This window comes from Emticicia sp. W12TSBA100-4 (assembly GCF_040253585.1).
In the GTDB taxonomy this organism is placed as follows: Bacteria; Bacteroidota; Bacteroidia; order Cytophagales; family Spirosomataceae; genus Emticicia.
In genome coordinates, this window is sequence record NZ_JBELAU010000009.1 from 12,368 (window position 1) to 36,104 (window position 23,737).

The following is a 23,737-nucleotide window of genomic DNA, read 5'->3' on the forward strand; positions in this document are numbered from 1 at the left end:
CAAGCCCTCTTTTCTAAAGTCAAATACCAGTTAGAATCAGGTATGTATATTTCTACCTCTAATCAACCCCCTTTTTGGTTACGCTCCAATCAGTATGGCATTGTACCTGTAGAATCTCCGTTTTTAACTGTGAGAGGGACAGCACACAAGGAATATGATTCAACAATAAATCAGCAAAATCAACCTAAAAAGTTTAGTTATGGCTATGGCTTAAATTCTATTGTTAATGTAGGTAAATCAAGTCAGATACTCTTACCTGAAGCATATATAAAGTTACGTTATGGAGCATTTGAATTTTACGGCGGTCGCAGGAGAGAAATCTTTGGTTTAGTAGACTCCTCTTTAACATCGGGGTCCTACATATGGTCAGGTAATGCTTTGCCTATTCCAAAGGCTCAAATATCTATACCAAATTATACTTCAATTATCGGACATGGAGTGCTGTCGATAAAAGGTGGATATGCTCATGGTTGGTTTGGTCATCAGGGTGATGTAAAAAACTATTTTCTACATCAAAAATGGTTATATGGTCGAATTGGAAAACCGAATTGGAAGATGAAATTTTATGGTGGATTTAATCATCAAGTACAATGGGGTGGCAAACCAATAAATCCTTATATAGAACAGCAAACAGGAAAAATTGTAACTAATTATGGTAATGATTTTAAAACATATATAAATGTAGTTACTGGGGTTAGTCTACTTACCAAAGGAGGACTTGCCTTAGATGGAGTACCCATAAATGAAGCATGGAATAGAGCAGGTAATCATTTAGGAACTATTGATATTGCAACAGAAATTAACTTCAACAGTATTAATTTGTTTATATATCGTCAAAATATCTATGAAGACGGTTCATTGTTTTTTTTAAATAATATAAGTGATGGCTTGCTTGGGCTTTCTTTAGTCAGGAAGAATATTCAAAACGGAATAATTAAAATTTGTTTTGAGTATCTCATTACTACAAGTCAAGGAGGGAATTTAGAAGAACAGAATGACGTTATTCCTCAATTAAGAGGGAATGACAATTATTTCAACAATGGGATTTATACTAATGGATGGGCATACAAGAGTAATATTATAGGAACGCCTTTAATAACACCTTTAAACCAAATAGAAAACGCCCTTATCAGTAGTTACGATCTTTCAGAAGTACCTAATTCATACATTGTTAACAATAGATTAAATGCCTATAATATTTCTTTATCAGGAAAGATTTTAAAACTTAGCTTTACTACTAAATTGATGTGGAGTAACAATTTTGGTATCTATGTTACACCATTTTCTGCGAAGCAATTTTCTTTTATGCAGCAAGTTAATTATCAACTACCCAAATACACATTGGTTTCAAGTTTGTCAATTGATAAAGGAAAGTTGTATAGCAATAATTTAGGGCTGCATTTTGGTGTAAGACGAACTTTCCTGTAATTCGTCTAAATACTCATATACCGAATTGTTGCTAATATATTCGGGTATAATTCTTTTTAATTCTGACACAATTTCAATGTTATCCATTTTAGATAATATCATATCCAATTGTTTTAGAGAGTTAGACAATATATCAAAATCCTCCGCCATGACTTTAGCAATCATTATTTTATTATGATAAGTTGGTATTGTATTTTCATTACTATGTAACAACTCTTCAAATAATTTCTCACCAGGTCGAAGTCCAGTAAACTTTATTTCAATATCTCTATCTATAACTAAACCAGATAACTGAATCATTTTCTTTGCTAAATCAACGATTTTAACAGGTTCTCCCATATCAAACACATATACTTCGCCTCCTTTCCCCATCGTACCTGCTTCCAATACTAATTGACAGGCTTCAGGTATAGTCATAAAATAACGAATAATATCGGGATGAGTTACGGTAATTGGTCCTCCAGATTCAATTTGTTTTTTGAATAATGGAATAACAGAACCATTTGAACCCAACACATTACCGAAACGGGTAATAATGAATCGAGTATTATTACTATGGTGCCTATTTAATCCTTGAACATACATTTCAGCTAAACGTTTAGTTGCTCCCATGACATTGGTCGGATTAACAGCTTTATCTGTTGATACCATCACGAATTTCTCAACCCCATATTTAGATGAAAGATTTGCAACAGCTTTTGTTCCAAAAACATTAACTTTAACAGCTTTATAAGGATTTTTCTCCATCAGAGGAACATGCTTATACGCAGCAGCATGAAAAACTACTTGAGGTAACTCTTCCTTAAATAATTTTTCAATAATTTTTTCATTCGATACATTTAATACCTCTACCCTAATATTAGTCCCCCCCCCCCCTGTATCCATCCGTATTAATTCTGTTTCTAAATCATATAGTGCTGATTCTGCTTGGTCAATGAGAATTAACTTACTTGGAAAAAACTTAACCAATTGCCTTACTAATTCACTGCCTATAGAACCAGCAGCTCCGGTCACCAAAACTTTTTTACCTGTAATAAATTGTTTGACTAATTTATTATTGATAGAAATAGACTCTCTTTCCAATAAATCTTCGATTTTAATATGTTGAATCTGATTAATATTTAGCTCACCATCCATCCACTGACTTATTGGAGGAATAGTCTTAATAGTCACGTCATGAGATAAAAACTCTTCAACAATTTTGGTTTTTCTTACAGGAGAAATAGATTGGATGGCAAAAATAATTTCAATACCTGCTCCAGTGCCTGATTTAATATAGTTAACTATGGCTTCGTTTTTTGAAATTACTTTTATCCCTTCTATTGTTTTGTTTATTTTCTGAGGATTGTCATCGACAAAACAAAGTATATCATATTTCTTTTTTTTATCCTTAACTAAAGTATTTTTTACCATCAAACCCAAGTACCCAGCACCATAAATAACAACATTTACATTAGTCTTAAACGAACCTAATATATTTTCATATATACTTTTTACTAATAAACGACTAAAAATGAGAGCAAAAGAAGAAATGAAGTAATCAATTAATAAGATAGAAATAGGAAGATGAAGAAACATATTAGCATTGCCCCCCCAAATGATAGTATGACAAAGTAGTAATGAGCCAGAGGCCAAGGTATTGACTTTAAATAACATTTTAGCATCCTCAATGGATGTATGACGTACAATACCAGTATATGATTTTAAATAAATGAATGCAGCAAACTTTACAACTAATACAAAAGCCAGATGGTATTTAAACAAATTGGGGTTAATATAGATAAGGTCGAAATTAAATCGTAATACTGAAGCCAAAGTAAATGTAACCCCACAAATAAATATATCTAAAACCAAAATAAGCCATTTTGATACAAACCTGTCAGCATATCTTTGTAAAAATTGAGACATATTTTTTCGCTTATGGGATTTTTAAAAATAGTACTTACGAGTAAAATTAATTACTATTAGCTAACGAACAAATTTTTTAGATAAATACTTATAATAAATTTATTATTTGGTTAGACTGAATTTGATGTATTTTCGTATAGATATGTATGAAGCAACTAAGATAAAAAAACTAATACCTATATACAATATTTGATAATATAGAGATTCTCCCCATATTAAAAATATACCAATATTAAATAATAGCTGAATAACTCCATAGTAGAAGGAGATAAGTAATGGATTAATCCCCATTTCATTTTTCAGTAATTGAAATAAATGTAATCGATGTGCTTGAAATATATTCTCACCCATAGATAATCTTAATAATATTGTGTATATGATGTCAATGCCATAGACCCCAAAAAAGAATAAGAATATAACATTATGTATTTGTTGAAAAATAAGTAACTGCAAAAATATAAAAACAAAAGCAATGCAAATACTACCAACATCGCCTGCAAAGGTTTTTGCTTTTGTTCGAAAATTATAGAAACCAAATACCAATAAGCTAATGAATACCGAGAGCAATAACTCAGGATCAACAAAATGAAAAAGCTCTTGCTCTACATAAAAAAAACTTGCTACACAAACTAAACTATAAATAACTGTAATCCCATTAATCCCATCCATAAAATTAAAACCATTTAAAATTCCTAAACCCATAATAATGAAAATGATATATATTAAAGGACTATTAAATGGATCATCATATAAAATAATACAAAGACTTATCAAATGGGTGATAAATCTCACTCTTTTAGAGATATTTTTTATGTCATCCCAAAAGCTAATTACTGCCAATAAGGAAGTGGCAGTAATAAAATAAGGATAGTTTAATTTGTTGAAAAAAAAATAAATTAAGCAGGCTATCCAAATTATGATACCTCCCCCCCTGATCGTTGCTTCATCATGTGAACTTCTTTGATTTGGGATATCAGTGATTTGATATTTTTTTGCCAGATAAAAGTACAAAAGCTCAAATAAGAAGAGTAAGATTGTTAATATAAGATAGCTCATTATTTATAAAAATCAAGTACTTTTCGAGGTGCCCAACCAAATGCCTTTTGAGCCTTCGAATCTGAAAAAGTGAGTGGATTTGTTATTTTTCGTAAAGTATTAGAATCTAAAGGAAACTTCTTGCCAATAAATATATTAATAAAATCACCTAACAATGCAATAAAATAGGCAAACCAATATGGTATTCTCAAAGGTGTCCGTTTGTTAAAACGCATGGAAATAGCCTTTTCTAATTCTTGAAATGTAGGATGGTACCTATCTGTTAAATTATAAATACCACCAACAATAGCCACTTGCTCTACTGCATAAGCAACATCTTTGGCTAATACCATACTTTTTTGAACAGCCCCCTTTTTAATACTTAAATAATAGCCCTTCTGAATACTTTTTTGCATTGAACCTAAATTCCCAGGAGGGTTTTCACCTACTACTAAGGGTAATCGTAAAATACTTATACATACATTGTTTTTTTTTCCCCATTTTATAACTTCTTGTTCTACCAAAACTTTACTGTGTCCATAGGGTTCTTGTGCTTTTAGCGGATTATTTTCATCCAAATCTATCCCAACATCTAATCCATACACAGCTACTGTACTAATTAAAACAAAGTATTTTGGCTTTATTGATTGTAAGTCGATAGCTCTTAATAAATTCTTGGTTCCTTGAGTATTTACGAGATAAAATAATTGTTTTTCTACTTCTGTCTTTGGTACAAGATGAGCTTTTCCTGCACAATGAATAATCATTTCGTATGATTCGTCTCCTAATATTGGGACTTGTTGTGATAAATCTACTTCAATATCAGCATTAGTTCGACTCAAAGTAATCACTGAATGGGTATACTTAAAATGCTCATAGATTACCCTCCCCAAAAAGCCATTAGACCCTGTAAGCAAAATCATTTTTAAGTTATTTTTAGATATTGAAATAACTAAATTTAAAATAACAGATTATTTTAAATTTAGTCTAACAAACCTATAAAAGAAACTATTTTGTAAAATACTTACAAATTTATCAATTGTTTCATAATTTTTAAAAAGAGCGGATAAAAAAGTAATAACAGAATCGAAAGAATACTCAGTTTATTATTTTCTTGTCTGCAAAACATACCTCATGAATACAAACATTATTCCTAATAGTAGGAATATATGTAAATTTTATAGCTATGTTGCAAAATATCGTCAAATTAATTGTTCTTCATAAATTAAATCAATAAAATGTAGGTATCGAATTATATTTGGAAAAATGTGTTTATCTATATGTTATTAGAGATCTTTAAACTTTTAAATGGCTTGTTTGTAAAAGACCTCAAGATCAAAACAATGAGATTCAATACTATATTTATTTTTAATAATATCCTTCCCTATAGCACCTAGCTCATTACACAAAGTTAAATTATTCAATAAATGGACACATTTTTTGCTAAACTCAGATGGAACGTTAGCTACTACCTCTCTTTCAATCTCACTTATTTTAATTGACCCAATTCCTAATTTTGTGCTTACGATAGGTAGTCCACAAGACATGGCTTCCAGTATTTTATTTTGCATCCCAGAGCCAATTTGCATTGGAGCAATAGCAACTTGAACATCATTCATTACTTCAACCATAGAATCTACCTTTCCAAGTATTTTTATGTTATTAACATTGTTAAACTTTAATATGCCTTTTGTAGGATTTGCTCCTGCAACTATTAACATTGAGTTAGGTACTTCTTTTTGTATTTGTAACCAACAGTTTTCGATAAACCACTCAATTGCATCAATATTGGGTTTATACCCCATATTCCCAGAAAAAAGTATTCTTTTATTAAATTGCAATGGTTTAGTCCGGGTAAAAAACGAACTGTCAACCCCAAGTGGAATCACCTTTATTTTGTTGTTATGAGAAATTGCTTTTTTATCTTCTTCTCCTGCAACAAGAATATTCGGAAACATAACTGTAATTTTTTGTTCATATTTCCTAACTCGACTAAGTTCAAAATAGAAGATGACATTTAATGGAAAAACTTCTTTAGTAATTCTTCGGGAGATATTAAGGGTATATGAATCTATCAAATCAATTATTAATGGAATATCAGGTTTTATTATTTCAACATAATTAACTAATCGTAAACAATTAAGGTGTACTATTGTAAAAGTATTGTTTATTAACAATGATTTCAATTGATTTTGAAATGCTACTGACTTATAAAAAAGCACTTGTAATGGTAATTCAGAAAATACAACTCCCTTTAGGATATTCCAAATACCCTCTAAAATAGAAAAACGAATGTGAATGACTTCACTACAGTATTTCTTCAAATACTGCACACTATCTTTTAGTTCTTTTTCATTTGAATAAAAACATAATAGGGTAATATCATGCTTTTTCGATAATTCTTTAATTCTACTTAAAGCTGTTATCTGATGACCTTTATATGCAGGATATGGTATTAGGGGGGTTATATATAAAAGTTTCATTACAAAGAATTATAAATAGCAAGTGTTTCACCTGCCATTTCTGCCCAAGAAAATTTTTTTAATCTCTCACGACCATTATTTATTAGTTGAGACTGCTCATTAGGATTGTCTAATAATTCGGAACAGACTTTAGCAAGCTCATGTTTATCAAATGAAAAGATGTATTTAACCGCATCTTCACAAATTTCTGGAATTGAAGTTATATTCGAAGTAATAACTGGTGTACCACATGACATCGACTCTAAGGGGGGAACTCCAAATCCCTCATAAGTAGAGGGATATAAAAATATTTTTGCTCCTTTATAGTAGGATACTAACTCTAAATCATTGATATATTCCAAAAAAATGATAGAATTTAAAATATTTTTTTCTTCAGCAAACCTATATGTAGAAGATTGCTTAAAATTTTTAAATCCTGCATAAATAAGCTTTAAATTATATTTTTTCCTGATTTCAAAAAAGGCTTCAATTATTAATAAAGAGTTTTTTCTAATATCTTCCGCTCCAAGAGCAAAAAGATATTCAAAATTAAACTTCTTTGCTAAAATCTCATTATTTAAGAATAGATCATCAATACTCTGCCATGTTACGCATATCTTGTTTTTACTAATATTCAAAGTTTTAGAAATATCTTCCTTTGAGAAAGATGATACCGTAATAATTTTCTTTGATTTCCATGCAGATAGTGGAACAAATAATTGTCTGTACAACTTTCCAATTTTTTGATATAAATTACCAGAAGTGTTTTTCCTAAAAAACATTACATCATGAATCGTAACGACGAACTTAGTTTTACCAAAATACAACAATGGTATTGTATTACCCGTTCCGTGATAAATATCAATATTATCATTTAAGAGAATAAAAGGTAATTTTATTTGTTCCCATAGGAAGTAATTTCCCCCAACAACTTTTATATGAAAATTTGGGACTTTTGGGAAGCATTCATGCCCTTTAAAATTATCAACATAAAGATAATAATCATTTTTAGTATCAAATTTAGATAAATAATGCACTAAATTAAGTACATATTTACCTATTCCTCTTCTTTCATTCAAAGCAAATCGTGCATCAATTCCTATTCTCATAACATTTTTCTTAAACCCACATGTGAAGCATAACAGGTTTTCCTTCAAACGATTCTATACCTTTTAGGATATAATTATATTCGGGTACGTGACTTTTTATTAAATCAATAAGAATTTTGGCATTTTGACCCTTATGGTAAGTCGTAATTGCAATTTTAGGTTTTGAGTCAACAATGGTTTTAATCGCACCTCTAATCATACTTTCTTCAAAACCCTCTAAATCAGCTTTTAAATAATCAATTTTAATGTTTTTTTCTACAAATAGCGAGTCAATGGTTTGGAGGGGTATTTGTTTGGATTTATCTGTTATAGTTGCATCTACAAAAATTTTTGATGCAATTGGTGATTGCTCATTTAGTTCTATTATTGCAGTACCGCTCTCGCTCCCCAAAGCAACGTTACAAATTTGAATATTTTCATAATTATCAAAGTTTGCTTTTAGACTATCACAAAATACTGGTAATGGCTCTATCAAGTATATTTTTCCCGCTTTTTTCTTATTTTTAAAAGCAAAGAAGCCTTCTGCACTACCACAATCGACCACAATGTCTCCATCTAAAACTCTTGTTTTATCTATCTCATAATAATGCCAGTGTTTTTTCAACATTCCTTCAGCAACGACTTGGGCAAAATTATGATATGGTACACTATTAGGATATTTAAATTCGCCTTCTATACCGTTTATAGAATAATGAGTGTATTTATCATCTTTGCTAATAAATACAGCATAATCTTTAACCAGATCTTCACATTTACTCAGAGAAAAATGCCAAAATAAATCATTTAAAGTTGTGTTTTTTCTGCATTCCTTGTAAAAAACGTAATAATATAAAAGTTTAAATCTTCCAATAATACCCATCATTTTGTTTTATTTATTTAAAAAATATTATATCACAGCCCAAATTATTTTTCCAATAAGAGTCTAATATTCCAAATATTTGGTCAATATCGTATACTGGTAAACTATCAACTATTTTAAAACGTTTGAAATAAGGCATAATTAAAGAGAAGAACTCTTTATTATCGACGTTTGAAATATATTTTAGGTGTCTTGGCACATACTCAATTTGTAATACACTAACTTTTTTAAGTGTATTCGTCATCCCTTTAAGAGCGTTATATTCTCCCCCTTCAATGTCAACAAGTAATAGATCTATTGTTTCGTATTTATGAAAATAGCTATCAAGAGGGGTTACCTCGACTTGAATCGTATTTGGCAAATCAAATCTCTTATAAAACGAGTCATTTTCAGGTTTTATCTTACTTCCTCCGGAATTTAATTTATTAGCATAAAAGTCAATTTGCCCACTTTTATTACCAATAGCAACATTATAGATCTGTGCATTTTTAATGTTATTTAAAAGTAAATTCATTTCTAATAGTTTGAATGTTGTTGGATTAGCTTCAAAACCATAAATGCTTTTTACTTTTGTAGATAAAGGTATCAACAAAGTACCTACATGCGTTCCAAGAATTACTACAGTAGATTGTTCATTGATAAAACCATTAACATCTTGTATCATCTGACTTTCATTGATACCATCATATGCTAACTTTCTCCCAACCACCATATCATCTACATCAACCAAATAAAAGAAATTACTTTTATCTTTATAAAGTATTGCTTCTGCAAATTTTCCAAGAATAAACTTCTTTATTGTGGATATAAACTGTAAAATTATTCTTTTAATCCAAATCATATAATTAGTTATATAATAATTTTTATTTTATTAATATTTTTAAGAAAATAAATAACGATAAATGTAAAAATGATTAGTGAAACACTATTTGAAATATCATTTCTCAAAAAACTGTAAAAGTGATAGTTCATCACAAAAACTGATATTACAACTTTACCTTTACTGCCATTAATAATACCACTATCCAATACATTGGAGATATAGCCTAATAATAAACACCCTATAGCCAATCCAAAATAACCAAAATTATAATACAAATCACCATAAATAGCAGAGGGGATCATAAATCCATTTTCAAAGCTAATAAGATCAAGGCTTTTTGATATTTCTCCACCAGTATTTAATGGTTTTTCTGGGAAAAAAGATCTTGGTGCAATTTTAAGGGCTAATGGGAGAAGTAAAGTTCTTCCATATTGATAAGAATATTTGCCTGATTTCAGACCATCCTTAATTTCTTTGTATATGAATGTATTATTGAGTTCTCCCAAAATTTGAAATGCAAATTCTGGATTACTGCTCTCTGATTGATTTTCACCATAAAACCCTTTACTTCTAATACTATTTATTGAAATTGCTGAGAAAACAATTGTAATTATACTTATTAATAGTATTATAAAATGTTTTAGCTTAAATTCCCCTCTTTTGTCATTTGCCAAAGAAAAAATTAGTAAACCCATTATAATTCCTTGCACTAATCGAAAACGTTCTAATGATAACATCGGAACTATTAACAATAAAATTATAAAAGGCAGGTAATTTGCATGCCTTTTTTTCACAAAGATAGCATATTGGTGCAAAATGACCAATGAAAGCGAGTAGATTTCCACAAAGTTTTTGATAATCGTATAGAAACCCATGCCATTATCTCTTGTACCATACGAGTCTTTACTTAAAACAAAAAAGTCTCCTCCTAAATATCCAGAAAAACCAACCAAGAATATTTTATAAAGAATTAGGCCGATATTTAAAACATAGGCTATATAAAATAGACTATCATAATTAAGATATATATTATTATAGGTCTCTTTTTGCTCTTTTAGCAGAACAAGTTTGTAGCCTAACATAAAAAAGGTAACACAAACAAAAAAGTCTAAAAGAAAAGATTTTTCTTCAGAGAAATAGAATTCGCCTGAAATGATAAAGAAAAGGAATGTATAAAAGAGAAAAAAGTTCTTAAAAAGAAGTGGTTTTGAAAAATCTAATAGTAAAACAAAAAGTATTGAAGATACAAGAATCCATGCCGATATGTCTATTATTAATAATTGAAAGAAAAGCAGTATCAATAATAAAAATAGAATCTTTACTATAATAACAATAAATTTATTTATTAAACTTAAAACCATTTTTTAGAGCATAAACACAAAGTAAAAAAAGTAATAAAAATTCTGCAAATATACTTCCTACTATTGTCCCAAGAAAAGAAAACTGTTGTGAAAGTATTAAGTTCAATAATAACCCTGTTACAATAGCTATAACCTGTGCATTTCTTACCTTTATGTCTAACTGAATCGAGTATAACCATTGAAAAAAGGAGATGGAAACAGAATAAAATATAGGTATAATAATATAATATCTTAATCCCTTTGTAACAACATCATCTTTATTAATAAAAAAACCTATGATCTTATCTGACAAAAAAAAACACCCACACCAATAGTAAAAGTAAATATTATAAGTGGTAAGTGATTTTTTATTATAAATTTCTTTAGTATTTGCTTATCGTCTATCACTTTACAAAAATTAGGAAATGTAACTTGATGAAATACGGTAATAAAATGTTTTACTATTAAACCTAATTTCTCAATTATGCTGTATTGACCTACAATTTCGTGACCAACAAATAAATTGAGTATAAAAACATTTGTGTTGATACTAATACCGTTGAGTGAGTTAGAGACGAAAACATCTTTTCCTTCGATTAGGCTATTTTTAAACTTAAGAAGATTAAAGTTGATGGAATTAAAATCACTAAAAGTAAATTTATATAATTTTTGTATATAAAAAATTATACCCAAACCTAATAAAAAATTACTCGTAGCCCAAAATAAACATATATTTTCATAATCAGCAGAGTTATTAACAAAAAGCCATATTTGAATAGCATATAACAATTTTGAAATGAAGCTTAAGATGCTATATATAACAAGACTATTGATAGCCTGTAAAAACCAAGAGAAAATAATACACTGTCCGATTATCCATATAAAAAAAGCGAGATATAACTTATGTGTAAATCCGTCGAAAGGATTTATTAGAGCTAAAATGAAGACGAAAATGCAAGCAAGTAATGATAAGTAGAGTCTAAAAGCCAACGCATCAACCAGTTGTTTTTTTGTTGTTTTAATATCATTTACAACACCTACTATACTTCTTACCTGAACAATATTAAATGAGTAGTCAATTAATAAGCCTAAATAATTAGTTGTTGCTTGAAAAATGACGATAATACCATATTTTTCAACACCAATTTTTTTCAGAACAAATGGTATAATAATAAGTGGTAGGATGAAATTAAGAATCTGAAAGAAAGCAGACCCTATAAAACTGTAATATATTTTATTTTGTTTCAAACTTGTAGTGAATTATTTAAAAATAAAAAGACTACTATTTACAGAAATAAGTAGTCTTTTTATTAGCTATATATAACAAATAGAAATTATAAAGTATTAATATTTATTACTTATTATCAGATTCTTTTTTCTTTAGCAAATCTATTTCTTTTTTTAATTCAATCACATAAAGCGTCAATTCTTCAATTTTTTCCATCATTTTAGCAGAATTTTTACCTATATCTAACCCATTCTTAGCCATTTCTTCAGCTGAAGGAACATTTGGCAAATGCTTATTTTCTTTTACAAAGGACTCCACTTTATCCAAAGGCATCAATTTGTAAGATGGCTCAAAGACATAGTCAGCCCAATCTGCCGTTCCTGCCACGGCGACCTTAATTTTTTCTGTTAATAATCCACCTTTCACTAATAACTTATATCCCCCAGAAGTTGCAGCTGCTCTATCTGCAACGGCTACTTGACCAACAGCTAAAAAATTTGTTGTAAGGTCTCCATAAATGAGAGGAGTTGCTGTTGATGTGTTAGCAATATAAAGAGTATTACTTCCTGTTTCACTTCTACCAGCTTGGTATCCTAAGAAAATATTCCCACTTCCTGTTGTCGCAAGTTCCCCCGCATTACTTCCAACAGCGGTATTTTGATTACCACTTGTTAAACCATTTAATACACCGCTTCCAATTGCTACGTTATTGTCACCAGCACCTTTTTGGCTTAGGGCATTTGTTCCTATTCCAATATTGAAGTTACCAGCTGTATTTGTGAATAATGCTTGCGAACCTACCGCTACGTTATTTATACCTGTTGTGTTATTTTGCATCGCTAAACCACCAAATGCCATATTATTGTTACCAGTGGTATTTGAAAGTAACGCATTCGACCCAATTGCTGCATTAGCTGACCCTGTTGTGTTCGAAAATAATGTTTGTCGTCCTATGGCGACGTTGTTAGTACCAGTTGTTGCAGCACTTCCGTACATAGCTAAGTAACCATAAGATGTATTAAATTGTGTGGCTACTGGTACTAAACCACCCGCACCATAACCAAAATTAGTTACTTGGGTATTTCCATCTATTAAACCCGAATTAACTGAATTAACCTTAAACTTTAACGAAACATTATTAGTGGTTCCAACAAAATCAGTTGCAGCAGCGGCATTTCCAGTCAAACCCCAGTTATTAGCGTCAGCCACCGATTTTGCACCTGTTTCTGATGCCATAGATTTCCATTCTTTTCCATCATAAAAATAGAATCCAGATAACATATCGGTTTGATAAACCATCAAACCTTGAGCAGGATTTTGAATAGCATTACGTTGCTGTAAACTCATTCTTGGAGTCAATAAACCTTTATTGCTCGAAGAAATTTCAAGTGCCGCTGATTGGTCAGGCTTGGTAGTACCAATACCCACATTATCTTTCTGTGCGAATGCTCCCATAACGCTTATTGATAAGGCAAGAGAGAGTAAAATTTTTGATTTCATAGTTTCCAAAATTTATTTATTTAAATATTTTTTTAGTTCCTTGAATCAAAGATATGTGTTGCATTTTTGATTAAAAAACAATTTTAGTATTTTTTATTTAATGGTATGCGTACATTTCCTGCATAAATCTGCTAAAAAGTAATAGGAGTAGCATATAAAGTCAATTCTTTGGCTTTACTAAACTCACATCTCCGATGTCACATGAGCTTTTATAAGACTCTTTAAACTTTCTACGCTTTCCCACTCCGAATTATTTCCTGAACTATAACTAAAGCCCTCTGAAACCTTCTTAGCATTGAATGCTAAAATAAACTCTTCTAAATTCCATTTATGTGTTGCAGGAAGAATTGTATAATATTTCCCCAGGTCATACGTATAATACGAATCAGAAGCAGTTATCATTTCTTCGTGGATTTTTTCACCTGGTCTGATACCCACAACTGGTTTTTCACAATCTGGACCGATTGCTTCGGCAATATCGGTAATTCTGTATGAAGGTATTTTAGGCACAAAAATTTCTCCACCCCAAGCATGCTCCAGTGCGTGCATGACCATATCAACTCCTCCTTTCAAAGATATATTAAAGCGAGTCATATTGGGGTCAGTAATAGGTAAAATACCATCCTTTACTCTATTAATAAAAAAAGGAATAACTGAACCATTAGACCCCATTACATTTCCATAGCGTACAACAGAAAATCTTATCGGATTCCAGCCTGTAATGTTATTTGCTGCAACAAATAATTTATCAGAAGCCAGTTTCGTAGCTCCATATAGGTTAATAGGTGCAGCGGCTTTATCCGTAGATAATGCAACAACTCGCTCTACACTTGTTTCAAGACAGGCGTTAATAACATTTTCTGCACCAAGTATATTTGTCTTCACACATTCCATTGGGTTGTACTCTGCAATAGGCACATGCTTCATTGCGGCCGCATGAATTACGAAATCAACCCCTTTTAATGCTCTTTTTACTCGTTCAAAGTCACGAACATCGCCAATAAAATACCTCATTTGAGGATATTTACTTTCAGGATATTCTTGAGCCATCTGAAATTGTTTCTGCTCGTCTCTTGAGAATATAATTATTCTTCTTACTTCAGGAAAGCTATTTATTATATGCTTGGTCAAAGCCTTTCCTAAAGACCCTGTGCCACCTGTGATAAGGATTGATTTATCTTTTAATGTAAATGCCATAAAGAAACATTATTATTTAAGTATTATTACTTAGAACAATACTTCGTCATTTTTTCACAAAAATACTTCTTTTTTGCTAAGTAAAGGTATCTATCCCAAAAATTGATCCTACGGTGAAGTTCTAAAACAATTCCCCCATCCGATACTTAGGCAAAATATTCAAGTGCTTATAAGCTTTTTCAGTGGCTTCACGACCTCTTGCCGTACGCTTTAGATAGCCCTCTTGAATCAAAAAAGGTTCATAAACTTCTTCAATCGTTTCGGCTTCTTCGCCTACTGCTGTCGCTATGGTTGATAATCCAACAGGCCCTCCTTTAAATTTTTCGATGATTGTCATCAAAATTCGATTATCCATTTCATCAAGGCCATCTTGGTCAACATCAAGGGCTGTTAATGCCATCTCTGCAATAGCAATCGTTATTTTTCCATCTCCTTTTACTTGAGCGAAATCTCTGGTTCGACGCAACAGATTATTGGCTATACGTGGCGTACCTCGACTACGACGGGCTATTTCATAAGCTCCCTCGTCTTCGATAGGCATATTTAAAATAAAGGCTGAACGTTTGACAATTTTTGTTAGTAAAACTGCATCATAATACTCTAAGCGAGAATTGATTCCAAATCTTGCACGAAGTGGAGATGTAAGAAGCCCCGAACGGGTTGTAGCACCAATTAAAGTAAATGGATTTAGTCCAATCTGCACGCTTCGGGCATTGGGGCCAGAATCAAGCATGATATCAATCTTGTAGTCTTCCATTGCCGAATATAAATATTCTTCTACAATAGGATTGAGTCGATGTATTTCATCAATGAAAAGGACATCAAAAGGCTCTAAGTTTGTTAGAAGCCCTGCTAAATCACTGGGTTTATCAAGTACTGGACCCGATGTGATTTTAATATTTGCTCCTAATTCATTAGAAATAATATTTGAAAGTGTAGTTTTCCCAAGCCCTGGGGGGCCGTGAAGTAGTACATGGTCAAGTGCTTCTTTACGTTGTTTGGCAGCAAGAACAAATATTTTCAGATTTTCTAAAATCTTATCTTGCCCCGTAAAGTCATCGAAAGAAAGCGGCCGTAATGCCTTTTCAATCTCCTTTTCTATGGGAGAAAGAGCTTCGCCATCGCCAGTAATGTAGTCTTGTCGCATGAAATTGAGGAAAGAAATATTTTTTTAAAAGTTCAAATATACGAACTTTGACGAATTAATTCACCAAAAATATTCCTCCACGACGAGTAATTTTTTCTCTATTCGGAAAATATAAACTTTTATAGCTTACAACGAAAGCATACATCATTGGGGCAATAACTCGCCCGTTATAGCTTCCGTCCCAGATTTTTTCGGGGTCATTAGATTCAAATATAATTTCTCCCCAACGATTATAAATGCGTAAGTCAAAGTCTGTTATATGGGCATTAGGTATCTGTAAAATATCGTTGATACCATCTTTATTTGCTGTAAAGATTTCAGGAACGAACAAACGTGGCTCACATCCTTCTTTAATTTCAATTCTATCTGAAGTGGCACAGGTTGTACTATTTGCGAAGCGATTAGTAGCAATTAATGAATAATTACCCGTTGCACCTACTACAATTGTTGGGGTTGTTTCATTTGTTGGTCTCCACAAATATCCTGGATTAAAAGCTTGCTGTAATTTTGGATCAAGTTGTAGCGTTTGTCCTTCTATTACACAAACAAATGCCTCATCTGGCAAATTAACCACTGGCGATGGTTTAATATAGATTGTATCAACAACCACAAAATCATTACATTTTTCTTTTAAAGCATTGCCAAGTAAATTATTCAATAAAGGAATGTTTACATTTTTACTTACCACCGTTTCAGAATAAACAGAAAGGGTAAGTTTTACTACGTATCGACCTGCTTTAGTATAGGTGTGTGATGTTTCCAGTCCAGTGCCTGTACTTCCATCGCCAAAGTCCCATGCAGCCTCTCCTTTCATGGGGCTGCATATTCCTTGGGTTTTGAAAGTTGTTGGCTGGTTTTGGCAGTTCCCTTCATAGGTTGCACTCAAGCCTTCTCCTTCTTGGTTTTGTTTGGCTTGAATAACATTTGGAAAACCTAAGCCACTATTGCCCAAAACATCTGCAGCACCCAAACCACTCACAGCTTGATAACCCACTAAAGCAGCATTTTCCTTTTGCGTTTTTGTTGGGTCTCCATTTATACTTGGGTTTTGGATATAGGGGATATATCTACTGCCATCTATCGCCATGTAAATAAATTTTTCACCCATACCACTTATTGGCCCCCGCTGCAATGCCCCGAAAGCAAAGATACTTGATTTATCAATTTCTATCTTTTTACTTGCAATCTCAACGGGATTCATTAAATTGAGATTTAACTGATAGAGATATGAAGTCTCACTCAAACTGGGGTCACCTCTTAACGTAACATAAAGCTTTTCTTCGTCTTCCGAAAATTCGACCCCATATACATAGGGCGGAGCTGCCACTCCCAAATCAATCGTAAGTGGTGGAGCTTGTAACTCTCCTGTTGCTTTATCAATATTGAATACTTCCACATAGTTTTTTCCACCTTTTGATACTGCAACTGCAAGTTTAGCCCCCGTAGGCGAAACACGCATATACCCTTTTTGACTGTTGACATCATCATGTACCAAACCCAAATTTTGAGTTATTTCTTTAGTGCCTGTTGAATCTACTTTTAGAATTCTGAAAGTATTTGTACCAGCATCGTGTGAATAAACAAAGAAACCTGTTTCATCAGCATTTTTAACGGCCGTAATTCGTTGTGAGGTCTGAATATTCACAGGCACATTTTTCTCAACTACTGCCCCTTTTCCGTTATTCCGTCGGGTATCTACAACACTGTATGAAAGTAAGCCCGTGTCTTTATTAATAGTATAGACATAATAAAGATGATGAGGACACTCATTACAACTTCCCTTTGGTATAATAACTGCCGACTGGGTAGCAGTATTTGTTCCTCCTAAGTTACTATCGGTAAGGGGCGGAACAGCGGGCAATAGTTCATCATCACTTCCGTAAATAGCAGCACCATCGGTGTAAAATACCAACGAACCCGTAGGACCATAAACCATCGCAACCCCTTCTGGCGAACGAATAGGATTACTTTCTGTTGCATCAAGTGGCACGTAGATTGGATCATTAGGTTCGGCTTCGCCAAATAAATCACCATTACTTGCCAAGGTATCTCTGGGAATAGGCGGTCCTGTATTCGCCTCAAAATCAAGCGTTGCACCTTGTCCAAAATACCATTTTTCACCACCACCACTACTTGCTTCTTGCAAGCAAAACTTTACATTGATTTGAGCTATCCGAGAACAGCCTCCAGTTGGGTCAAATACTTCTACCGAGTAACACCCAGTTGAGTCAACATCAATAGTTTGGGTGGTTTGTCCTTTCGGAAACCATAAAAACGTTGCACCAGGTGGAGAAGCTTTCAATCTGTAGGGGTCAAGTTTTAGTGTTTTTCCATCACAAATAGTTGTATCTGCTTTGGGTTTTCCAAAAAACAGGGGTTGTTCAGGTGGCGAACTGATAGTTATGGTTCGGGTCACAGGTGCCTGTACAACAGCTCCTACTGTCCGAGTAAGTGTAACAGTGTATTGTCCTGGAGTTGAATAAAAATATTTAGGATTACGAATAGTTGATATATCTGAAGTTGTATTTGGGTCACCAAAATCCCAAAACCAAGCAGTTGTGGCTTTATTTTCATCAAAGAATATAGTTGGTTCGCTACAATCGGTAGTGGCAGTGGCTGGCGAACCCATAGGAGGTGTGGTTGGTGCCGCAGAACCAACACAAAGCTTGCCTCCTACATAAAACTGAGCGACAGAATCGAAAGAAATATAGGTAAATGCGGCAATCAGCAAGAAATTCCTAAGGATATTGCCAATACGACCTTTCATAATTCGTTAATTGTTAGGCTACTTAGATAAACACATAAACCATACAAGAGGTTTTATAAATTAAACGACATTTGAAATTCTTTTATTTGAAACTTTCGGACTAAAATAAAAGATACCATCAAAAAATCGAACAATAATAACACCAATTCTACTACAAAGACGTATTTTTACAAACAATCGTTACAAAAAATACATAACAAGCCACTAAATCCGTTTAATAATTACTTAGCGTCTATTTGGAATGAAATTTGCTTATAAATATCACATTGTTATGCTTTTAATTTAGGCAATGAAAAAACTTTATTTAGGAATTCTCCTTTTGTCTTTGGTCTGCTGGAATAGTATGGCACAAGACGCTCAATTTTCGCAATTTTATGCGGCACCCTTATATCAGAATCCTGCATTTGCAGGAAGTGCATATGCACCACGCCTGATTGCTAACTATAGAAACCAATGGCCTTCGATTAATGCCAACTTTATTACGTCGGCTTTTTCGGTTGACCATTATATAGAAAAACTCAATAGTGGTATCGGTGTTATGATGGTCAATGACTCTCAAGGCCCTGGTCGATTGAAAAGTAATGAAATTAGCGGTCTATACTCATATCAAATTCAATTAGGTGAAGAAAACTTTTTACGTCTGGGTGCTCAAGCTACCTATTCTAACAAGAGTTTAGATTATTTGGGTCTTACATTTGGCGACCAATATACCAATCGAGGCTTTACAGCTGGTAGTGTTACTACCGACCCAATTGTAAACAATACTGCTCCTATCAAATTTATTGACTTTAGTGCTGGTGCACTATTCTATAATAGCAAAACCTGGCTTGGAGTTTCGATGCACCACATTAACCGTCCTACTTACACATTTACGAATGTAGGTACAAATAGCCCGATTGTAGGCTGTCCAACTGGTGATTGTTTACCTCGCAAACTAAGTGTGAGTGGTGGTTTGAAGATTCCATTGGAAAATCCATATTCGGGTGCAGCTAATGCTGACAAAGAATTTTCACTTTCGCCTGCATTTTTGTATAAAAGACAAGGAAAATTTGACCAATTAGATGTGGGTTTTTATGGAACATACTCTTCTCTTACTGCTGGACTTTGGTATAGAGGTATTCCGATAAAAAAGCAAAATATTACTCGTACTAACCACGATGCAATAGTTTTCTTGCTGGGATACCGTCAAGAAAGTTTTTCGATTGGTTACAGTTATGATGTCACGATTTCGAGTTTAGGTTTCGCCACGGGTGGTTCACATGAGATTTCTATTGCATATCAATTAGAGCCTCTCGAAAGAAATAGTCCACGCCAAAGAAGAAATAAAAAAGAACTATCATGCCCAAAATTTTGATTTTTTAAAACAATATTTTGCATTTTGCCTTAAAGGTTTGGTTTACCAAGCCTTTTTTGTTTTATATTGCAATATAATTCGTAAAACATTCTAAAAACAAACCCTAAAATTTTATGGAAAAAAGTATTTGGCGTAAAAAGCCCATGGCAGCTTACGAAGCTGATATGAAGAAATCAGAACTTAAACGAGTTCTTACTAAGTGGGGGCTTACATCGCTCGGTATTGGTGCAATCATTGGTGGTGGTATCTTTACTTTAACAGGTATCGCTGCTCATAATTTTGCTGGTCCAGCATTGGCAATTGCTTTTATCATTGCGGCCATTGGTTGTACGTTTGCTTCTCTTTGTTATAGTGAATTTGCTTCAATTTTACCAGTTGAAGGCTCTGCTTATGCTTATTCTTATGGTACAGTTGGAGAATTCTTTGCTTGGATTATCGGTTGGAATCTTATTTTGGAATACATGATGGGTGCAACAACCGTGGCGGTTGCATGGTCAGGGTATTTTGAGAAGTTTCTGCACCTATTTGGTATAGAGCTACCAGTAACCCTAATGAATGACCCATACACCGCTGGTGAAAAGCTTGGTCTTGGTGGCCCAACGCCTGCTTTTAATATTGCAGCGTTCTTTATTACATGGATAGTTACTTCGATTTTGGTTAGAGGTATTCAAGAATCTGCCAAAACCAATAACATCATCGTAATCGTTAAATTGAGCGTTGTTATTTTCGTGATTTTGGTTGGTGCATTCTATGTAAAAGTTGAAAACTGGACTCCATTTATTCCTGATACGGTTACAGCTGCTGATGGCACTACCACATTTGGTTGGGATGGTGTAATTACAGCTGCAACAATCGTATTCTTTGCTTATATTGGTTTTGATGCAGTTTCTACGCAAGCTGGTGAAGCCATTAATCCTCGTAAAGATGTACCTTTCGCTATCGTTGCATCATTAATCATCTGTACTGTACTATACATCTTGGTTTCATTGGTACTTACGGGCATGGTAAAATACGATACGCTTGATTTGAAAGCTCCTGTTGCTTCGGCTTTTGCTGATGCTGGTCTTCCTTGGGCGGTATTTATCATTACATTGGCTGCGGTAGCTGGTCTTACTTCAGTAATGCTCGTGATGATGCTTGGTCAAACTCGTATTTTCTTAGGAATGGCGAAAGATGGTTTATTACCAAATTTCTTCAAAGAGATTCACCCAACATTCAAAACACCTTGGAAAAGCACATTATTAGTTGGTTTCATTGTTTCGATTGTTTCGGCAGTTACTCCAATTGATAAAGTTTCTGAAATGTGTTCGGCTGGTACTTTGTTGGCATTCGCCATGATTTCGGGAGCGGTGTTACTGCTTCGCTATCAACAACCAAATATCGAACGCCCATATAAAGCTCCATTGATTTGGTTTGTAGCTCCGATGGGTGTTTTGTTTAATTTATTCTTGATGTCACGTCTTCGTACTGATACTTGGTACGCTTTCTTGATTTGGAGTACACTCGGTATTGTTGTTTACTTCTTGTATAGCCAAAGAAAGAGTAATCTAAATAATAAAGGATAAATATTCTTTTCCAAACAAAAAAGGCTTCTGAAAATTCAGAAGCCTTTTTTGTTATAGCTTATTTTTTATGGCTGAACGCCCAGCTTAGTTAGATTATCACGAGCATCTTTATAATTCGGATTTCGCTTCATTACCTCTTTTAAATCCTTGATAGCACCTTGGGTATCACCCAAACTGTATCTGGCCACTGCACGATCATTATATGCCGTATCGACCGCAATACCGAGGTTTATCATTGTTGAATAATCATCGTAGGCTTCTTTAAATTTATTGGCTTTCAGATTCGCAAATGCTCTAAGACCCAAATAAGCATTTTTGTTTTGCCCAAGTTCCATTGCTTTAGTGAAATCTTCAGCCGATTGCAAGAAATTTCCAGCATCACGATTGGCAATTCCTCGGTTGTAATATGCTACGAATTTTCTGTGATTAGGCGAATTATCAATGCTTTTTTGGTAAAGTTCTAATGCCTTTGGCATATTTCCTTTTAAATAGTAAGCATTGGCTAAAGCACCCATCAAAGCATAAGATTGAACGCCTTTCGAGGCCGCATATTCTCCATAACGTATCACTTGATCGATTTCGCCCGAACGCCCGAAATGATTGGCGAGGTTTTCGTTAACAACGGGCGATTCAGGCTCATATTTGTAAGAATTAGCAAATAATGTACCTGTATCTTTATAAGTAAGTGTTTGTTTGTATGTCAAATACATAAAAACTGGAGCAATCGCCAAACTGCCGTAAAGCAAAAGATTTTTAGATGCTACTTTCTCATTCAGAAAGTAAAAAACTGAAAATATGATTCCAAAATAAGGAATATAGGTATAACGCTCAGCTAAAATAGCCCCACCAACCGAAAGGAATTGAAGTACCAAAACGATAGTAAAGAAAAAGAACATGATTCCGAAGAAGATTTCTTTTTTTCTGCGGAAGAAAAACGCCGCTCCTCCCAAAATCAATAAAGCCCAAATCGGTGCTGTTACGTATTGAATAGCACCGTATTTGTCAGGACTTGGATACGCATAGAAATTATGCTGGTTAATTGGAATAAATAATTTGAAGATATATACCAAGAAGCCATAAAAACCAAATTTGATTCTATCACCCAAAGTAAGAGCATCGCTTAGGGCAACATCCAAGGTCATTTTTTCGAGTCTTCCGCCTAAATCACCGCCGCCTTGTACGTGTACAGCCAAAGCACCAAATAATAAAGCGACAATGAAAAAAGGTATTTTTGTAGTGATATTTTTAACCGTCAAGAAACCTTTATCAAACCAATAATCTATCAGTAATAAAACCAAAGGTAAAACTACCGCCATTGCTTTTGATAAACACGATAAAACAAAGTAAACAAAGCAAAGAATTAACATTTTTCGCTCGTTTTTCTCCAAATATTTTACGTATTGAATACAAGCCAAGAAAAAGAAAAGCGTGTAAAGAACGTCTTTACGCTCCGAAACCCACGTAACTGACTCAACGTGCATCGGGTGAATTCCCCAAAAAAGAGCCACCAGAAAACTCACCAAAGTATTATTGCGAGTGAGTTGTTGTGAAAAACGGAAAATCAGAAACGTATTGACCAAATGTATAAGTGTATTGACAACAATAAAAGATGTTGAAGCTTTGCCAAACAGAGCAGAATTGAGCCAAAGCGAAGCCACCGTAAGTGGATGATAATTCAAAGCACATTCTACAGTCAATAGCCTGATGAGATTGGCAAATGTTGGATTCTGAATCATTATATTTTCAGTAGCATACATTTGGTCATCCCAGTTGACAAAGCCATTCGAGAAACCTGCCGCAAAAGCAATGATTACCGCAATAGTCAAAAGTATATAAACCACTGTAGGACTCAACGAAAAGTTACTTTCGTTAGTTTTAGAAGCAGAATATGCCGCAGTCTGTGGTGTACTGGAAGTTTGTGAAGGTAGATTCTGTTTGGGTTTTTGTTTATTTTTTGCCATGTTTCTATGAGGTTGAGTTCTCGTTTGCGAATATAGCAATTTCTTTGCCAATCA

Annotated in this window: 17 protein-coding genes; 3 read left to right on the top strand and 14 right to left on the bottom strand. The window is 33.2% G+C overall.

Going from position 1 to position 23,737, the window contains the following annotated elements; genetic code table 11:
* The first annotated feature begins 42 nt into the window (after window positions 1-42).
* Window positions 43-1,428 (top strand): capsule assembly Wzi family protein, encoded by a 1,386-nt coding sequence (locus ABR854_RS14000; protein ID WP_350266036.1) that lies wholly within the window; start codon window positions 43-45, stop codon window positions 1,426-1,428.
* On the opposite strand, the gene ABR854_RS14005 is transcribed toward ABR854_RS14000, so the two are convergent.
* The 13 genes from ABR854_RS14005 to ABR854_RS14065 form a co-directional block, all read right to left on the bottom strand.
* Window positions 1,390-3,336 (bottom strand): polysaccharide biosynthesis protein, encoded by a 1,947-nt coding sequence (locus ABR854_RS14005; RefSeq protein WP_350266037.1) that lies wholly within the window; start codon window positions 3,334-3,336, stop codon window positions 1,390-1,392. The genes ABR854_RS14000 and ABR854_RS14005 overlap by 39 nt on opposite strands.
* A gap of 102 nt (window positions 3,337-3,438) precedes the next feature.
* Complete coding sequence (locus ABR854_RS14010; protein ID WP_350266038.1) at window positions 3,439-4,392, bottom strand: MraY family glycosyltransferase; 954 nt, start codon at window positions 4,390-4,392, stop codon at window positions 3,439-3,441.
* Window positions 4,392-5,294 (bottom strand): NAD-dependent epimerase/dehydratase family protein, encoded by a 903-nt coding sequence (locus ABR854_RS14015; RefSeq protein WP_350266039.1) that lies wholly within the window; start codon window positions 5,292-5,294, stop codon window positions 4,392-4,394. Before ABR854_RS14015 ends, ABR854_RS14010 begins: the two co-directional genes overlap by 1 nt.
* A gap of 381 nt (window positions 5,295-5,675) precedes the next feature.
* The gene (locus ABR854_RS14020) at window positions 5,676-6,854 is read right to left on the bottom strand and encodes a glycosyltransferase (RefSeq protein ID WP_350266040.1); all 1,179 of its coding nucleotides are present in this window, start codon (window positions 6,852-6,854) and stop codon (window positions 5,676-5,678) included.
* Window positions 6,854-7,942: a glycosyltransferase family 4 protein gene (locus ABR854_RS14025; RefSeq protein ID WP_350266041.1), complete on the bottom strand. Its 1,089-nt coding sequence runs from the start codon at window positions 7,940-7,942 to the stop codon at window positions 6,854-6,856. Before ABR854_RS14025 ends, ABR854_RS14020 begins: the two co-directional genes overlap by 1 nt.
* 10 nt (window positions 7,943-7,952) lie before the next feature.
* The gene (locus ABR854_RS14030) at window positions 7,953-8,804 is read right to left on the bottom strand and encodes an FkbM family methyltransferase (RefSeq protein WP_350266042.1); all 852 of its coding nucleotides are present in this window, start codon (window positions 8,802-8,804) and stop codon (window positions 7,953-7,955) included.
* A gap of 10 nt (window positions 8,805-8,814) precedes the next feature.
* Entirely contained in the window at window positions 8,815-9,642 is an 828-nt protein-coding gene (locus ABR854_RS14035) for an FkbM family methyltransferase (protein WP_350266043.1), read from the bottom strand.
* A gap of 8 nt (window positions 9,643-9,650) precedes the next feature.
* A complete protein-coding gene (locus ABR854_RS14040) occupies window positions 9,651-10,985 on the bottom strand; it encodes an O-antigen polymerase (protein ID WP_350266044.1) in 1,335 nt (444 codons plus the stop codon).
* 273 nt (window positions 10,986-11,258) lie between these two features.
* Complete coding sequence (locus ABR854_RS14045; protein WP_350266045.1) at window positions 11,259-12,212, bottom strand: oligosaccharide flippase family protein; 954 nt, start codon at window positions 12,210-12,212, stop codon at window positions 11,259-11,261.
* A 106-nt stretch (window positions 12,213-12,318) separates the two neighbouring features.
* Entirely contained in the window at window positions 12,319-13,692 is a 1,374-nt protein-coding gene (locus tag ABR854_RS14050) for a phage tail-like protein (protein ID WP_350266046.1), read from the bottom strand.
* A 183-nt stretch (window positions 13,693-13,875) separates the two neighbouring features.
* Window positions 13,876-14,889, bottom strand: a complete 1,014-nt coding sequence (gene pseB / locus ABR854_RS14055) for a UDP-N-acetylglucosamine 4,6-dehydratase (inverting) (RefSeq protein ID WP_350266047.1) — start codon at window positions 14,887-14,889, stop codon at window positions 13,876-13,878.
* A gap of 121 nt (window positions 14,890-15,010) precedes the next feature.
* A complete protein-coding gene (gene ruvB, locus ABR854_RS14060; RefSeq protein WP_350266048.1) occupies window positions 15,011-16,036 on the bottom strand; it encodes a Holliday junction branch migration DNA helicase RuvB in 1,026 nt (341 codons plus the stop codon).
* Window positions 16,037-16,091: 55 nt separating this feature from the next.
* Window positions 16,092-18,803 (bottom strand): PKD domain-containing protein, encoded by a 2,712-nt coding sequence (locus tag ABR854_RS14065; RefSeq protein WP_350266049.1) that lies wholly within the window; start codon window positions 18,801-18,803, stop codon window positions 16,092-16,094.
* 289 nt (window positions 18,804-19,092) lie between these two features.
* Here ABR854_RS14065 and ABR854_RS14070 point away from each other — a divergent pair, with 289 nt between their 5' ends.
* Window positions 19,093-20,157 (top strand): PorP/SprF family type IX secretion system membrane protein, encoded by a 1,065-nt coding sequence (locus tag ABR854_RS14070; protein ID WP_350266050.1) that lies wholly within the window; start codon window positions 19,093-19,095, stop codon window positions 20,155-20,157.
* A 113-nt stretch (window positions 20,158-20,270) separates the two neighbouring features.
* On the top strand, window positions 20,271-21,722 hold the full coding sequence (locus ABR854_RS14075) for an APC family permease (RefSeq protein WP_350266051.1): 1,452 nt from the start codon (window positions 20,271-20,273) through the stop codon (window positions 21,720-21,722).
* A 65-nt stretch (window positions 21,723-21,787) separates the two neighbouring features.
* On the opposite strand, the gene ABR854_RS14080 is transcribed toward ABR854_RS14075, so the two are convergent.
* The gene (locus tag ABR854_RS14080; RefSeq protein WP_350266052.1) at window positions 21,788-23,683 is read right to left on the bottom strand and encodes a glycosyltransferase family 39 protein; all 1,896 of its coding nucleotides are present in this window, start codon (window positions 23,681-23,683) and stop codon (window positions 21,788-21,790) included.
* Between the last annotated feature and the right edge of the window lie 54 nt (window positions 23,684-23,737).

Excerpts from the sequence above, each read along its gene's own strand:
- ABR854_RS14050 (WP_350266046.1), bottom strand. The coding sequence starts at position 13,692 with ATGAAATCAAAAATTTTACTCTCTCTTGCCTTATCAATAAGCGTTATG.
- ABR854_RS14000 (WP_350266036.1), top strand. The coding sequence starts at position 43 with ATGTATATTTCTACCTCTAATCAACCCCCTTTTTGGTTACGCTCCAAT.
- ABR854_RS14015 (WP_350266039.1), bottom strand. The coding sequence starts at position 5,294 with ATGATTTTGCTTACAGGGTCTAATGGCTTTTTGGGGAGGGTAATCTAT.
- ABR854_RS14065 (WP_350266049.1), bottom strand. The coding sequence starts at position 18,803 with ATGAAAGGTCGTATTGGCAATATCCTTAGGAATTTCTTGCTGATTGCC.
- ABR854_RS14070 (WP_350266050.1), top strand. The coding sequence starts at position 19,093 with ATGAAAAAACTTTATTTAGGAATTCTCCTTTTGTCTTTGGTCTGCTGG.
- ABR854_RS14080 (WP_350266052.1), bottom strand. The coding sequence starts at position 23,683 with ATGGCAAAAAATAAACAAAAACCCAAACAGAATCTACCTTCACAAACT.
- ABR854_RS14005 (WP_350266037.1), bottom strand. The coding sequence starts at position 3,336 with ATGTCTCAATTTTTACAAAGATATGCTGACAGGTTTGTATCAAAATGG.
- ABR854_RS14010 (WP_350266038.1), bottom strand. The coding sequence starts at position 4,392 with ATGAGCTATCTTATATTAACAATCTTACTCTTCTTATTTGAGCTTTTG.
- pseB (WP_350266047.1), bottom strand. The coding sequence starts at position 14,889 with ATGGCATTTACATTAAAAGATAAATCAATCCTTATCACAGGTGGCACA.
- ABR854_RS14030 (WP_350266042.1), bottom strand. The coding sequence starts at position 8,804 with ATGATGGGTATTATTGGAAGATTTAAACTTTTATATTATTACGTTTTT.
- ABR854_RS14035 (WP_350266043.1), bottom strand. The coding sequence starts at position 9,642 with ATGATTTGGATTAAAAGAATAATTTTACAGTTTATATCCACAATAAAG.
- ABR854_RS14075 (WP_350266051.1), top strand. The coding sequence starts at position 20,271 with ATGGAAAAAAGTATTTGGCGTAAAAAGCCCATGGCAGCTTACGAAGCT.
- ruvB (WP_350266048.1), bottom strand. The coding sequence starts at position 16,036 with ATGCGACAAGACTACATTACTGGCGATGGCGAAGCTCTTTCTCCCATA.
- ABR854_RS14025 (WP_350266041.1), bottom strand. The coding sequence starts at position 7,942 with ATGAGAATAGGAATTGATGCACGATTTGCTTTGAATGAAAGAAGAGGA.
- ABR854_RS14040 (WP_350266044.1), bottom strand. The coding sequence starts at position 10,985 with ATGGTTTTAAGTTTAATAAATAAATTTATTGTTATTATAGTAAAGATT.
- ABR854_RS14020 (WP_350266040.1), bottom strand. The coding sequence starts at position 6,854 with ATGAAACTTTTATATATAACCCCCCTAATACCATATCCTGCATATAAA.